Raw genomic sequence first — 14129 nt, forward strand, 5'->3', positions numbered from 1 at the left:
CGCGCCCAGGATCGGCCCCACGGTTGATCCCCCCACCCGTCCCTCTTCCCTACTCTGGGTGACGTGCAGCGCCTCTACGACTTCCTCCGCAGACACCCGACGGGCGTCGACACCTTCTGGGCCGTCGTCCTGTTCGGGCTGTCGCTGCTGTGGGTGGGTTCGACCTATCCGTCGGTCGACCGGTCCGCCGCCTACGGGGTGGTCGCCGCGCTGTTCTCGCTGGTCGTCGCCCTGCGGCGGCGGGCGCCCGAGAAGATGCTGGTGCTCGCGGTCGTCCTCGGGGTCGCCCAGCTCGCCTTCGGCATCGTGCCGTTCATGGCGGACTTCGCGATGCTCGTCATCATCTACACGGTCGCCGCGCACGACGGACCCCGCTGGGCCTCCCGCCTCGCCCTCCTCGGCGGCCTCAGCGCCGCGACGCTCTCGCAGCTGCGCTGGCCCGCGGACGAGCCCGACTCGGGGGCCGCGCGGGTCTTCTTCACGGTCATCATGACCGTGCCCTTCGCGCTCGCCTGGGTCCTCGGTGACTCCCTGCGCACCCGCCGCGCCTACTTCGCGCAGCTGGAGGAACGGGCCTTCCGCCTGGAGCAGGAGCGCGAGGCCCAGGCCAAGGTGGCCGTCGCCGCCGAACGCGCCCGGATCGCCCGGGAGCTCCACGACGTCGTCGCCCACAACGTCTCCGTGATGGTGGTCCAGGCCGACGGCGCCGCCTACGTCATGGACGCGTCCCCGGAGACCGCCAAGCAGGCCCTGGAGACCATCTCCACCACCGGCCGGCAGGCGCTGGCCGAGATGCGCCGGTTGCTCGGCATCCTGCGCACCGGCGAGCACCAGGAGGCCGGGGAGTACGTGCCGCAGCCGGACGTGCGGCAGATCGAGGACCTCGTGGAGCAGGTCAGGGGCGCCGGGCTCACCGTCGACTTCACCGTCGAGGGCACCCCGCGCCCGCTGCCCAGCGGCGTCGAGCTGACCGCGTACCGGATCGTCCAGGAAGCCCTCACCAACACCCGCAAGCACGGCGGGCCCGACGCCGGAGCCAGCGTCCGCCTCGTCTACTTCGACGACGGCCTCGGCCTGCTGGTCGAGGACGACGGGCGGGGGGCGCCGCAGGAGATGTACGAGGACGGGGGCGCCGACGGGCGCGGCCACGGCCTCATCGGCATGCGGGAACGCGTCGGCATGGTCGGCGGCACCCTGGACGCGGGGCCGCGCCCCGGCGGCGGCTTCCGCGTCAGCGCCCTCCTGCCCCTCAAGCCCGCCACCTGACCCCGAGCCCCTCCCCTCTCCCCGAAGGAATCCCGTATGTCCATCCGCGTGATGCTCGTCGACGACCAGGTGCTGCTGCGCACCGGTTTCCGCATGGTGCTCGCCGCCCAGCCGGACATGGAGGTCGTGGCGGAGGCGGGCGACGGCGTGGAGGCCCTGGAGGTGCTGCGCTCCACGGCGGTGGACGTCGTCCTGATGGACGTGCGGATGCCGAAGCTGGACGGGGTGGAGGCGACCCGGCGGATCTGCGCGCAGCAGAATCCGCCGAAGGTGCTCATCCTGACCACCTTCGACCTGGACGAGTACGCGTTCTCCGGTCTGAAGGCGGGGGCCAGCGGGTTCATGCTGAAGGACGTGCCGCCGGGCGAGCTGCTCGGCGCGATCCGGTCCGTGCACAGCGGGGACGCGGTCGTGGCGCCGTCGACCACCCGCCGTCTCCTGGACCGGTTCTCGCCGATGCTGCCGTCCTCGGGCCGCGAGCCGCAGCACAAGGAGGTGGAACGGCTCACCGACCGGGAGCGCGAGGTCATGCTGCTGGTCGCCCAGGGCCTGTCGAACGGTGAGATCGCCGCCCGTCTCGTCCTCTCCGAGGCGACGGTCAAGACGCACGTCGGGCGGATCCTGACCAAGCTGGGCCTGCGCGACCGCGTGCAGGTCGTCGTCCTGGCGTACGAGACGGGCCTGGTCCGGGCGGGCGGCGGCGCCGCGTAGGGGCCGCCCGCCCCCGGCGCCGGGGGTCAGCGCAGCACGCTCTCCAGGAAGTCGCTCCCGAGGCGGGCGACGACCGACACGTCGAGCTGGTGCAGGACGTACCGGCCGCGCCGTTGCGTGGTGAGCAGACCGGCCTTCTTCATGACGGCGAGGTGGCGGGAGACCTCCGGGGCGGAGATGTTGTACGCGTCGGCCAGCTCGCTCGTCGTGTTCGCGCCGCGCGCGAGGCTCCGGCAGAGCCGCATCCGCATGGGGTGGGCGAGGGCCTCCAGGCGGCGGGCGACCGCCTCGACGGAGGCCGCGCCGCCGAGGTCCCGGTCGGCGACCGGGTACTGGACGACGGGCTGCCAGCCCGGCGCGTGCAGGGCGAACAGGTGCGGCCAGCCGAACGCGGTCGGCAGAAACGTCACGGCGGAGCCCTGGGCGCTGGTGCGGCCTTGGACCAGCTTGTCGACGACGATCCGCCGCCCGTGCTCGTCCTCCTCCAGCGTCATCGCGCCGGACGCGGCGGCCACCGCCTCGGCCAGGCCCTTGCGCCGCAGCAGCTCCGTCTTGTGGCGGGCGTCGGCGGCGAGCTGGATCCGGACGCGCCGCCAGGTGTCGGCGAAGAAGGCCTCGTCGCAGTCCTCCAGGAGCCGCCGCAGCCACGCGCGCGTGCCGGTGGGATCGGCCAGCATCCGCTCCACGAAGGCGGCCTGCCGGGGGCCGCGTGCCGCGCCCAGCTCCAGGGCGCGGCGGCGCATGTGCTCGTCGACCAGCGGGGAGGGCGCGCCGTGCCGGTACCGGCTGTTGCAGGAGATCTCCAGGGCGGCGCCGACGTACTGCTCGTCGTCCATGCGGTCGAGGTCGTCCAGCTCCTCGGCGAGGGTCTCCCGGGGGCGCGGTGGCAGCAGCAGGTCGGAGCGGGTGGTGTGCCACATGAAGTCGGCCTCGTGCAGCCGGTCCGCGAGCTCGGGCTTCAGCGCGGCCGCCGTGGTCGTGGTCCAGGCGTGCAGCCGGGGGTGGTGCGCCGGCTCGGCCAGCGCGTGCAGGGCGGCGCCCAGTTCGGCCAGCGGCGAGGGGCAGAAGGTGATCCGCTCGTGCGGCAGTCCGGTGATGTCGATGGTCACGCTCACCGGACCATGGTGGGGGGTGGGGCGGGGGGTGTGTCCCGCCGTTTGACGAGGGCCGTCAATCGGCGGGCCGGGGGCGCGGGGCGGCGCGCACGGTGAGGCCATGAACGCGCTGCACCAGTACCTCTTCGACACCTACCGCGCCGCCCGCCTCGGTGAGCCGGTGCCGCCCGCCCCCGGCACGTACGACGTGGCCCTCTTCCGGGCCGCCGTGGACCGCCGCCGTTTCGAACGGGTCGTGGCCGGCCGCCCGGCGCGGGGCCGTCTCCGGCTCCGTGTGGCGGCGGCCCTGCGCCGCCGCCGGGGCGGCTCGGGCGGCCGCTGACGGCCGGGCGGCCGGTGGGCGGGACCGGCCGGCCCGCCGACGGCCGGGGGCCTCCCGCAGCCGCCGCCGCTGCCTGTTCCGCCGGGCCCCTCCGTCGCCGGCTCAGGCCCGGACGCGCGTCAGGAAGTCCCGTACCGCCACCCGGACGTCCTGCGCCGTCCACTCCAGGCCCGGGCCCGCCACCGTCAGTTCCGTGAAGGCGACACCGGGCGGCCCGCCGGCGCCGGGGGTGAACCAGCGGCGGAACAGGGCCGTGCCCATGGCCTCGGTCTGGGCGAGGGAGGCCGCCGTGAGGACGTCCGGGTCGTACGGCAGCCACACCTGGAACTGGTGGGTGTGCGGCTCCCGCGGGTGCACCCGGAACCAGCCGGTGCCCGCCTCCGTCAGCGCCTCCCGCACCGCTTCGGCCACCACGCGCGCGTGCGCCACGTACGCGGGCAGCCGGGGCAGCTCGGTCTCCAGGCCCCGGAGCGCGGCCAGGGCGACCGGATACTGCTGGAAGAGGAGGCCCCCGTACCGGTGCCGCCAGACCCGGGCCTCCTCCACGAGCTCCTCCGGCCCGGCGAGCGCGGCCCCGGACAGGCCGCCGAGGGACTTGTAGAACGAGACGTAGACGCTGTCGGCGAGACCCGCGATCTCGTCCAGCCCGCGGCCCAGACGCGTGGGGCACTCCCACAGCCGCGCGCCGTCGAAGTGGACCACCGCGTCCCGTTCGCGGGCGGCCGCCACCACGTCCGTGAGCTCCTCCCAGGTGGGCAGGGCGAAGCCCGCCTCGCGCAGCGGCAGCTCCAGCATCAGCGTCCCGAAGGGTTCGGGGTGGTCGCGGACCTCCTGCGCCGTGGGCAGCCGGGGCGCGTCCGTGGGGTGGACGGTGCGGAGCCCGGCGACCGTGCCCAGGGCGTCGTCCTCGTGGACCTCGGGGTGGGCGAGCGGGTGCAGGGCCACGACGGGGTTGCCGGTGCGCCCGGCCCAGCAGCGCAGCGCCACCTGCTGCGCCATGGTCCCGGTCGGGAAGAAGGCGGCGGCGGGGTGGCCGAGCGCGGCGGCCACCCGCCGTTCCAGGACCTCCACCACCCCGTCGCCGTACGTGTCGACCACGGTGCCTCCGTGCGCGGAGGCGTCCGTCCAGTCGGCGAGCTCGCGCAGACGCTCCGCGAGGGTGGCGTCGGTCGGGGCCTCCCACAGTTTGCGCCGGGCCCCGCCCCACACCTTCGCCCGGTACAGCCGGGCGGTCTCCTCGTCGAACTCCGCCGGGCCGTCCGGACCCCCCGGGCGCCCGGCGGCGGCCGCGGCTCCCGAGCCCGCCGGGCCGTCCCCGCCCCCCGGGTCCTCCGCGTCGTCCACAGCCCTCGTGTCGTCCATGCCCTCTCCCCTCACGTCCATGGGCCGATCATCACACCGTCACCGGCGCCCTGTGGACAGCCACGGAGCGCTGGTAAACGCTGGCGTAGCATGACCAGAAATCGTCCGGTACCCGCCGAGGACTGGAACGGAAGGCCGTCCCCACCGTGAACGCACCAGCAGCGCCCGAGGCCCGAGTCGAGGACCGACCGGCCCGGCTCACCGTCGGAGTCGTCGGCGCGGGCCGTGTGGGCCCCGCCCTCGCCGCCTCGCTCCGGCTCGCCGGGCACCGGCCCGTCGCCGTCTCCGCGGTCTCCGACGCCTCCCGGCGGCGGGCCGCCGAGCTCCTGCCCGAGATCCCCGTCGTCGAGCCCGCCCAGGTCCTCGCCCGCGCCGACCTGGTCCTCCTGACCGTGCCGGACGACGCCCTGCCGGGCCTGGTCGAGGGCCTCGCCGAGACCGGCGCCGTCCGGCCCGGGCAGCTGATCGTCCACACCTCCGGGCGGTACGGGGTCGGGGTCCTGGACCCGGCGCGCCGGGCGGGCGCCCTGCCGTTGGCCCTGCACCCCGCCATGACCTTCACCGGCACGGCGGTGGACGTGCAGCGGCTCGCCGGCTGCTCCTTCGGGGTGACCGCCCCCGAGGAGCTGCGGCTGGCCGCCGAGGCGCTGGTGATCGAGATGGGCGGCGAGCCCGAGTGGATCGCCGAGCAGGCCCGCCCGCTCTACCACGCGGCCCTCGCCCTCGGCGCGAACCACCTGGTCACCCTGGTGGCGCAGTCGATGGAGCTGCTGCGCAAGGCGGGTGTCGCCGCGCCCGACCGGATGCTCGGCCCCCTCCTCGGTGCCGCCCTGGACAACGCGCTGCGGTCCGGCGACGCCGCCCTCACCGGCCCGGTGGCCCGCGGGGACGCCGGCACGGTCGCCGCCCATGTGGCCGAGTTGCGCAAGCACGCCCCGGGCACCGTCGCCGGCTATCTGGCGATGGCCCGTACGACCGCCGACCGGGCCCTCGCCCACGGCCTGCTCAAGCCGGAACTGGCCGAGGACCTCCTGGGCGTCCTCGCCGAGCCGTCCCCCGCCGCGCCCCGGCCCGGCGCCGCGGCCGCACCCGGCGACCCCGACACGCCCCGGGCCTCCGGGACACCCGGCCCGGAGGCGGCCCCCGACCCCGAGAGCCCCGCCCCCGACGGCGAGCCCCACCCCGACCGCCCCGGCCCCGACGGCGGACCCGGCGGCGACGGGCCGCGAGGAGACGACCGATGAACCTGTTCGCCCGCGACCGCTCCGCGGACGCCCGGCCCGTCCGCCACGAGCCGGCCGAGCTGGTCCGCACGGTCGAGGACCTGAAGGACGCCGCCGCCCGGTGGGCGACCCCCGGCCGCACGGCCGTCGTCATGACCATGGGCGCTCTGCACGAGGGCCACGCGACCCTGATCCGCACCGCCCGCGAGCGCGTCGGTGACCAGGGCTTCGTCATGGTCACCGTCTTCGTCAATCCGCTCCAGTTCGGCGCCGGCGAGGACCTCGACCGGTACCCCCGCACGCTCGACGCCGATCTGGAGATCGCGTTCGACGCCGGCGCCGGTGTCGTCTTCGCGCCGTCCGTGGACGAGGTCTACCCGGGCGGCGAGCCCCAGGTCCGGATCACCGCCGGCCCGATGGGCGAGCGCCTCGAAGGCGCCTCCCGGCCCGGCCACTTCGACGGGATGCTCACCGTCGTCGCCAAACTGCTCCACCTCACCTCGCCCGACCTGGCCTTCTTCGGCCAGAAGGACGCCCAGCAGCTGGCGCTGATCCGCCGGATGGTCCGCGATCTGAACGTCCCGGTCGAGATCGTCGGGGTGCCGACGGTCCGGGAGGCCGACGGCCTCGCCCTGTCCAGCCGCAACCGCTACCTGTCGGCCGGGGAGCGCCGTACCGCGCTCGCCCTCTCCCGTGCCCTGTTCGCCGCGCGGGACCGGCTCGCCGCCCAGGAGGCGCTGCGCGCGCGGGCCACCTCGCTGCCGGACGCCCGGACGCGGGCGGAGACCCGGGCCGAGGCGCTGTCCCGGCTCGGGGAGGCCCGGGCCGCCGCCGACGCCCACGCCGTCGCGCAGGCCGCCGAGGGGGGCGGGGGCGCCGACGCCGTACGGGCCGCCGCGCGCGCCGTCCTGGACGACGCGGCCCAGGCCGATCCGCCGCTGGTCCTGGACTACCTGGCCCTGGTCGACCCGGCCGACTTCACCGAGGTGCCCGGGGACCACGAGGGAGAGGCGATCCTCGCCGTCGCCGCCCGCGTGGGCAGCACCCGGCTGATCGACAACATCCCGCTGACCTTCGGAGCCGTCCGGGGAAAGGACGCCGACAAGTGACCGGAATACGGCTGCACGCCCCCGCGCCGGGCTGGGCCATCGACGCCGACGTGGTGGTGGTCGGCTCCGGAGTCGCCGGCCTGACCGCCGCCCTGCGCTGCACCGCCGCCGGGCTCCGTACGGTCGTCGTCACCAAGGCCAACCTGGACGACGGCTCCACCCGCTGGGCCCAGGGCGGCATCGCCGCCGCACTGGGCGAGGGCGACACGCCCGCGCAGCACCGGGACGACACCCTGGTCGCGGGCGCCGGGCTGTGCGACGAGGAGGCGGTACGGCTCCTGGTCACCGAGGGCCCCGACGCCGTGCGCCGCCTCATCGAGACCGGCGCCGACTTCGATCGGACCGAGGGCGGCGAGATCGCCCTGACCCGGGAGGGCGGCCACCACCGCCGCCGCATCGCGCACGCGGGCGGGGACGCGACCGGCGCGGAGATCTCCCGCGCCCTGGTGGAGGCGATACGCGACCGGGGCGTGCGGTTCATCGAGCACGCCCTCGTCCTGGACCTCCTCACCGACGCGGACGGCCGGACGGCCGGCGTCACCCTGCACGTGATGGGCGAGGGGCAGCACGACGGCGTGGGCGCCGTCCACGCCCCGGCCGTGGTCCTCGCCACCGGCGGCATGGGCCAGGTCTTCTCCGCCACCACCAACCCCGGTGTCTCGACCGGCGACGGCGTGGCACTGGCCCTGCGGGCGGGGGCGGAGGTCTCCGACCTCGAGTTCGTCCAGTTCCACCCGACGGTCCTCTTCCTCGGCGCCGGCTCCGAGGGCCAGCAGCCGCTGGTCTCCGAGGCGGTACGGGGGGAGGGCGCCCATCTCGTCGACGCCGACGGGGTCCGCTTCATGCTCGGGCAGCACGAGCTGGCCGAGCTCGCCCCCCGGGACATCGTCGCCAAGGCGATCACCCGCCGCATGCTGGAGCAGGGCGCCGACCACATGTACCTGGACGCGCGCCACTTCGGCGCCGCCATGTGGGCCGAGCGCTTCCCCACCATCCTGGCGGCCTGCCGGGCCCACGGCATCGACCCGGTCACCGAGCCGATCCCCGTCGCCCCGGCCGCGCACTACGCGTCCGGCGGCGTCCGCACCGACCTGTCCGGCCGGACCACCGTGCCCGGCCTGTACGCCTGCGGTGAGGTCGCCTGCACCGGCGTCCACGGCGCCAACCGGCTCGCGTCGAACTCGCTCCTGGAGGGCCTGGTCTTCGCCGAGCGGATCGCCGAGGACATCGCGGCCCGCGCCCCCCGCGCGGCCGGCGCCCCCGTGCCGCACCCGGCCCCGGTGACCCTGCCGCTGCCGGTGGCCGGCGCCCGCACCCGTATCCAGCGGGTCATGACGGCCGGCGCCGGGGTGCTGCGGTCCGCGGAGAGCCTGCGGGAGGCCGCCGAGGCGCTGGACGCGCTGCACGAGGACGCCCTCGCGGGCGGCACCGACGACTCCAAGGCGGCCGCGCCCGGCGTGGAGGCCTGGGAGACCACCAACCTGCTGTGCGTGGCCCGGGTCCTCGTCGCCGCGGCCCGGCGCCGTGCGGAGACCCGGGGCTGCCACTGGCGCGAGGACCACCCCGAGCGGGACGACGCGGCCTGGCGCCGTCATCTCGTCGTACGCCTCACGCCGGAACGGGCCCTCGACGTCCGGACGACCGGCACGCATGACTTTCCCCCCACCGCCGACGCCCCCAGGGAGCAGTAAGTGAGCACGCCCGAGGAAAGCCGTCCCGAACCCGTGGACGTCCCTCTCATCCAGATCAGCGCCCCCTCGGCCGCGTCCGCCGGGGAGGCCGGCGGCTGCGGCGACGGCTGCGGCTGCGGCGGCGGGGAGGAGTTCGAGTGCGGGCTCGACCCCGACCTCGCCCAGCTGCTCGCGGACGCCGGTCTCGACCCCGTCCAGGTCGAGGACATCGCCCACCTGGCGATCGCCGAGGACCTGGACGGCGGCGTGGACGTGACCACCGTGGCGACCGTCCCCGAGGACGCCGTCGCCACCGCCGACTTCACCGCCCGCGAGGCCGGTGTCGTGGCGGGCCTGCGGGTCGCCGAGGCGGTCCTGTCGATCGTCTGCACGGACGAGTTCGAGGTCGAGCGGCACGTCGAGGACGGCGAGCGCGTCCGGGCCGGGGACAAGCTCCTCAGCGTCACCGCCCGCACCCGCGACCTGCTCACCGGCGAGCGCAGCGCCCTGAACATCCTGTGCCGTCTCTCCGGCATCGCCACCGCCACGCGCGCGTGGGCCGACGCCCTGGAGGGCACGAAGGCCAAGGTCCGCGACACCCGCAAGACGACGCCGGGCCTGCGCGCCCTGGAGAAGTACGCGGTCCGCTGCGGCGGCGGCGTCAACCACCGCATGTCGCTGTCCGACGCCGCCCTGGTGAAGGACAACCACGTGGTGGCGGCGGGCGGGGTCGCCGAGGCCTTCAAGGCCGTGCGGGAGCAGTTCCCGGAGGTGCCGATCGAGGTCGAGGTCGACACGCTGCACCAGGTCCGTGAGGTCCTGGACGCCGGCGCCGACCTGATCCTCCTGGACAACTTCACCCCGGACGAGACCGAGGAGGCCGTGGCGATCGTGGCGGGCCGCGCCGTCCTGGAGTCCTCGGGCCGGCTGACCCTGGAGAACGCGGCGGCGTACGCGGCGACGGGCGTCGACTACCTGGCGGTCGGCGGCCTGACCCACTCCTCCCCGATCCTCGACATCGGCCTGGACCTGCGCGAGGTGCGGGCCTGATGCTGCTCACCATCGACGTCGGCAACACCCACACGGTGCTCGGTCTCTTCGACGGCGAGGAGATCGTCGAGCACTGGCGCATCTCCACGGACCCGCGCAGGACCGCCGACGAGATGGCGGTCCTCCTCCAGGGCCTCATGGGCATGCACCCGCTGCTCGGCGTCGAGCTGAGCGACGGCATCGAGGGCATCGCGATCTGCGCGACGGTCCCCTCGGTGCTGCACGAGCTGCGCGAGGTGACCCGCCGGTACTACGGGGACGTGCCGGCGGTCCTGGTGGAGCCGGGCGTGCGGACGGGCGTCCCGATCCTCACGGACAACCCCAAGGAGGTCGGCGCGGACCGCATCGTCAACGCGGTGGCGGCGGTCGAGCTGTACGGCGGCCCGGCGATCGTCGTGGACTTCGGTACCGCGACGACGTACGACGCGGTCAGCCCGCGCGGCGAGTACGTGGGCGGCGCCATCGCGCCGGGCATCGAGATCTCGGTGGAGGCGCTGGGCGTCAAGGGCGCGATGCTCCGCAAGATCGAGCTGGCCCGCCCGCGCAGCGTCATCGGGAAGAACACGGTCGAGGCGATGCAGTCGGGCATCGTCTTCGGCTACGTGGGCCAGGTCGACGGCGTCGTGGCCCGCATGAAGCGCGAACTGGTGGGCCCCAAGGGCGACCCGTCCACCGTCAGGGTGATCGCGACGGGCGGCCTGGCACCGATGGTCATCGGCGACTCGAAGGAGATCGACGAGCACGAGCCGTGGCTGACCCTGATCGGCCTCCGCCTGGTGTACGAGCGCAACGTCTCCCGCATGTGACGCCCGGGTCCGGGCGGGCCCAGGATCCGGTGCCCGCCCGGCCTCCCACCGACGCGCCGCGATGATCGCTAAGCGAAATTTGTCCGATTAGCGCGTATCGTCGGTCCATGCCCACGCCATACGGATCCCGCGGCGGCATGGCGTTCAGCGCGGACGAGCTGCGTGTGCTCCGACGCGCCCTTGCCATCGCCCTTCACCCCGCCCCCCTCCAGGACGAGGACGTGCAGGACTGCCTGCGCCTGGCCGAAGCCGTGGACGAGGCCGTGCGCGAGGCCGGACGGCTGCGCGCCTTCCTCCTCGCGGACCTGGCCCGCTACCGCGAGGCCCTGCCCGGCTCGCTCCCCGGCTACCTGGAACTCCTCCAGGACGCGCTGGCCGCCGGGTACGACCCCGGGGCCGACGACCTCGCCGCCCTGCGGGCCCTGCGCGGCAACCCCGCGGCCGCCGCGCTGCTCACCCGCTGCCAGATCCTCGCCGAGCGCTCCGTCCGCGCCCGCCTGGCCCGCGTCGCGCAGGCCACGGGCCCCACGGCCGCCCTCGCCGGCCCGGCGCCCGCCGCGGCGCCGTACGGCTCCGTCCCGCGCGCCCGGCTCCTCGCGCTCCCCGGCGGGCGCGCCGCCGAGGAGCCCCGGCCGAAGCCGCCGCCCTCGCCCACCCCCGGCGAACGCCCGGTGCCCAAGCCCTCCGAGGTGTTCCCGCCACGCCGGAGGCCCGTATCCCCGCCCCCGGCCGAGGAACGGGTGGCCGGGTAGCTAGTCTGGACGCCATGGACTACGTATCCGCGCTCCTGCCCCCCATCGTGATGGCCGCGTTCTTCATCGGTCTCGTCGTCACGATCGTCAAGAGCCAGGGCGGCCCCAACAAGGCCAAGGAGGACGCGGTCGTCGACGCCGCGCTCGCCCGCGCCGAGGCCGCCCGCCAGGCGAACGGCACCGCCTCCTCGTAGCGCCGCCGTGCCCCGAGGGCGTACGACCGGTTTCGGTCGTACGCCCTTTTTGTTGCATTTCTCCGGTCAATGAGCCGCCACCCCCGAATCTCCCACTAGGGTGACCCTGTGCCCCGCCCCTTGGGAGAACTCGAAGACGCGGTGATGACGCGCATCTGGCAATGGAACCGGCCGGTGACCGTCCGGGAAGTCCTGGAAGACCTCCAGCGGGAACGTTCCATCGCCTACACCACCGTCATGACGGTGATGGACAATCTCCATCAGAAGGGCTGGGTGCGCCGGGAAGTCGAAGGCCGCGCCTATCGATATACGGCGGTCTCCACCCGCGCCGCTTACTCGGCCGCACTGATGAACGAGGCGTGGGCCCGCAGCGACAACCCGGCCGCCGCCCTCGTCGCCTTCTTCGGGATGATGTCCCCCGAGCAGCGAGAAGCCCTCAACGACGCCTTCCGTATCGTCCAGGGCGACAACCCGCCGCCCGCCGCGCCGGAGGAGGGCGGCGAAGGGACGGAAGGCCGGGAGCGATAGCGTCCCCCCATGTCGACGTCCGCTTCCCCGGCCCCTTCGCCTTCTCCTTCCGAACGCCCCGCGTCCTCCCCGGGCCCTTCCGCGAAAGCCGTCACCGTACGCCGGGCCCGCACCACCGACGTCGCCGCCGTGCGGCGCCTCGTCGATCCGTACGTGCGCCGGGGCATCCTGCTCGACAAGGCGACGGTGACGCTTTACGAGGACATCCAGGAGTTCTGGGTCGCGGAACGCGACGACGACGCCACCGTGGTCGGCTGCGGCGCTCTGCACGTGATGTGGGAAGACCTCGCGGAAGTGCGTACTCTCGCCGTGGATCCCGACTTCAAGGGCGCCGGCGTGGGTCATCAGGTGCTCGACAAGTTGCTGCACACCGCCCGGTGGCTCGGGGTGCGGCGGGTATTCTGCCTGACCTTCGAAGTCGACTTCTTCGCCAAGCACGGCTTCGTCGAGATCGGGGAGACACCGGTGGACGGAGATGTCTACAGTGAGCTCCTCCGTTCCTATGACGAGGGTGTCGCCGAGTTCCTCGGTCTCGAACGAGTGAAGCCGAACACCTTGGGCAACAGCCGGATGCTTCTGCACCTGTGATCCTGAACCCGCTCAAGGCGGGCTCAAGGCACTCCCGGCAAGCGGAGCTCTCCCGGGGATCGAGCCGGACCGGAACCCTATGTCCGAATCGCGCACGTTTCCCGCGCTGCCGGGGTTCTGAACCTCTCCCAGGGGTTTGTGTTTTTCCGGGAAAAGCGGTTTCCTTTCCGCGTACTGCATTTTCGATGAAAGGAAATCCGGTGGCACAGAAGGTTCAGGTCCTTCTTGTCGACGACCTCGACGGCGTCGAGGCGGACGAGACCGTGACGTTCGCGCTGGACGGCAAGACCTACGAGATCGACCTCACCACCGCCAACGCGGAAAAGCTCCGTGGCCTGCTCGAGCCGTACACCAAGAGCGGTCGCCGCACCGGTGGCCGCACCACCGGCGGGCGCGGCAAGGGCCGCACCGTCGCGGCGGGCAACCCCGACACCGCGAAGATCCGTGCCTGGGCCAAGGAGCAGGGGCTGAACATCAACGATCGCGGCCGCGTACCGGCCGAGATCAAGGCGGCCTACGAGGACGCGAACCGCTGAGGGAAAAGCTGCTGAGCCGCCGGCCTCCGGGCCCGGGCACTCAGCAGCCGCACCCGGTGGCACTCCGCGGCGGCGGCGGCCACGAGACGCACCAGACACGGGGCACCCTCATCGCCCCAGGGGGCGGACCGCAGCGCCGGCAGCGAGGACTCCACCCCGTGGCCCGGCAGCGGGGCCCGCAGCCACACGGTGGCGCCCGGCGCGCCGGGGCCGCCCCACCCCGGGGGAGGGGGCGCGGTCATCCGGCCGCCGGCGCCCAGGGCGGCCAGATCCAGCGCGATCCCGCCCCACTCCAGCCAGTCGAGCAGTCCCGGAAGCTCCTCCGCGCTTCCCGCGGCCACCAGTAGCCGCATCCGCCGGCCCGCCAGGGCCACCGGACCGGTCGCCGCGCCCACCCGGCGCAGCACGGCCCGGCCGGCCGCGGCCGGCAGCTCCAGGACGTCGAAGCGGAGCCCCGTGACGAGCCGCGGGGGCGGGCCCGGCTCCGCCGCCCAGCCGAGTTCCCGCTCGTACCACCGGGCCGGATCGGCGTCGAGCGGCGGGCGCGGGGAGGGGACGGTGAAGGCCATGTCCGGGCAACGGGCGGGCGGCCCCCTCGGTTACGCCCGCCGGACCTCCGGAAGTCCCCGCGGGGGACCTCCGGAACTCCCCGGAGGCCTTCCCGGGACCACCCGGAGTTCACCCCCGGACGCGCACCGTGTCCGGGATGGGGCGTACGGGTGCATTCGTCGGCGCAAGGGTGTTCGCTGGTAGCGGAGGGAACCGGGGTGCGCCGCATGGAGTGTCAGTCCTTACGGGTAAGACATTCCTAGTGGGAGAGGGGCGACTCGCGGGCTTCGGCGTCTCACGTTCGCCATCGGCGTACTGATGGCACGGGTAACTGCTTGGCCTGCGGGA

Annotated in this window: 16 protein-coding genes; 13 read left to right on the forward strand and 3 right to left on the reverse strand. The window is 74.5% G+C overall.

All coding sequences use genetic code 11. The annotated features are described in order from the left end of the window. The first annotated feature begins 63 nt into the window (after positions 1-63). Positions 64-1266: a sensor histidine kinase gene (locus ACFY60_RS06320; RefSeq protein WP_388609317.1), complete on the forward strand. Its 1203-nt coding sequence runs from the start codon at positions 64-66 to the stop codon at positions 1264-1266. Positions 1267-1302: 36 nt separating this feature from the next. Further along, positions 1303-1977 (forward strand): response regulator, encoded by a 675-nt coding sequence (locus ACFY60_RS06325; protein WP_388609315.1) that lies wholly within the window; start codon positions 1303-1305, stop codon positions 1975-1977. A 26-nt stretch (positions 1978-2003) separates the two neighbouring features. On the opposite strand, the gene ACFY60_RS06330 is transcribed toward ACFY60_RS06325, so the two are convergent. Beyond that, the gene (locus ACFY60_RS06330; RefSeq protein ID WP_388609312.1) at positions 2004-3092 is read right to left on the reverse strand and encodes a DUF5937 family protein; all 1089 of its coding nucleotides are present in this window, start codon (positions 3090-3092) and stop codon (positions 2004-2006) included. Positions 3093-3192: 100 nt separating this feature from the next. Here ACFY60_RS06330 and ACFY60_RS06335 point away from each other — a divergent pair, with 100 nt between their 5' ends. Beyond that, positions 3193-3414 (forward strand): hypothetical protein, encoded by a 222-nt coding sequence (locus ACFY60_RS06335; RefSeq protein WP_388609311.1) that lies wholly within the window; start codon positions 3193-3195, stop codon positions 3412-3414. 102 nt (positions 3415-3516) lie between these two features. Here ACFY60_RS06335 and ACFY60_RS06340 read toward each other — a convergent pair whose 3' ends face one another. Next, positions 3517-4776 (reverse strand): threonine aldolase family protein, encoded by a 1260-nt coding sequence (locus ACFY60_RS06340; protein WP_388609309.1) that lies wholly within the window; start codon positions 4774-4776, stop codon positions 3517-3519. A 146-nt stretch (positions 4777-4922) separates the two neighbouring features. On the opposite strand from ACFY60_RS06340, the gene ACFY60_RS06345 reads away from it, so the two are divergent. From ACFY60_RS06345 to ACFY60_RS06390, 10 genes are all read left to right on the forward strand, one after another. After that, positions 4923-6020: a Rossmann-like and DUF2520 domain-containing protein gene (locus tag ACFY60_RS06345; RefSeq protein ID WP_388609307.1), complete on the forward strand. Its 1098-nt coding sequence runs from the start codon at positions 4923-4925 to the stop codon at positions 6018-6020. Then, on the forward strand, positions 6017-7108 hold the full coding sequence (panC, locus tag ACFY60_RS06350; protein ID WP_388609304.1) for a pantoate--beta-alanine ligase: 1092 nt from the start codon (positions 6017-6019) through the stop codon (positions 7106-7108). Before ACFY60_RS06345 ends, panC begins: the two co-directional genes overlap by 4 nt. Continuing rightward, positions 7105-8799 (forward strand): L-aspartate oxidase, encoded by a 1695-nt coding sequence (locus ACFY60_RS06355; protein WP_388609303.1) that lies wholly within the window; start codon positions 7105-7107, stop codon positions 8797-8799. Before panC ends, ACFY60_RS06355 begins: the two co-directional genes overlap by 4 nt. Continuing rightward, positions 8800-9828 (forward strand): carboxylating nicotinate-nucleotide diphosphorylase, encoded by a 1029-nt coding sequence (gene nadC / locus ACFY60_RS06360; protein WP_388609301.1) that lies wholly within the window; start codon positions 8800-8802, stop codon positions 9826-9828. Then, complete coding sequence (locus ACFY60_RS06365) at positions 9828-10634, forward strand: type III pantothenate kinase (protein WP_388609299.1); 807 nt, start codon at positions 9828-9830, stop codon at positions 10632-10634. Before nadC ends, ACFY60_RS06365 begins: the two co-directional genes overlap by 1 nt. A gap of 137 nt (positions 10635-10771) precedes the next feature. Beyond that, positions 10772-11386 (forward strand): hypothetical protein, encoded by a 615-nt coding sequence (locus tag ACFY60_RS06370; protein ID WP_388610190.1) that lies wholly within the window; start codon positions 10772-10774, stop codon positions 11384-11386. 14 nt (positions 11387-11400) lie between these two features. Next, a complete protein-coding gene (locus ACFY60_RS06375; protein ID WP_309053944.1) occupies positions 11401-11580 on the forward strand; it encodes a hypothetical protein in 180 nt (59 codons plus the stop codon). 108 nt (positions 11581-11688) lie between these two features. Next, entirely contained in the window at positions 11689-12108 is a 420-nt protein-coding gene (locus tag ACFY60_RS06380; RefSeq protein WP_309053945.1) for a BlaI/MecI/CopY family transcriptional regulator, read from the forward strand. Between the two features lie 9 nt (positions 12109-12117). Beyond that, on the forward strand, positions 12118-12696 hold the full coding sequence (locus ACFY60_RS06385; RefSeq protein WP_388609297.1) for an amino-acid N-acetyltransferase: 579 nt from the start codon (positions 12118-12120) through the stop codon (positions 12694-12696). Positions 12697-12896: 200 nt separating this feature from the next. Beyond that, a complete protein-coding gene (locus ACFY60_RS06390) occupies positions 12897-13232 on the forward strand; it encodes an Lsr2 family protein (RefSeq protein ID WP_352058195.1) in 336 nt (111 codons plus the stop codon). Here the strand turns inward: ACFY60_RS06390 and ACFY60_RS06395 are convergent. Next, entirely contained in the window at positions 13211-13801 is a 591-nt protein-coding gene (locus ACFY60_RS06395; RefSeq protein ID WP_388609296.1) for an SCO3374 family protein, read from the reverse strand. The genes ACFY60_RS06390 and ACFY60_RS06395 overlap by 22 nt on opposite strands. Between the last annotated feature and the right edge of the window lie 328 nt (positions 13802-14129).

Origin of the sequence: Streptomyces sp. NPDC012827 (assembly GCF_042900905.1) — a bacterium.
Taxonomy (GTDB): domain Bacteria; phylum Actinomycetota; class Actinomycetes; order Streptomycetales; family Streptomycetaceae; genus Streptomyces; species Streptomyces gulbargensis.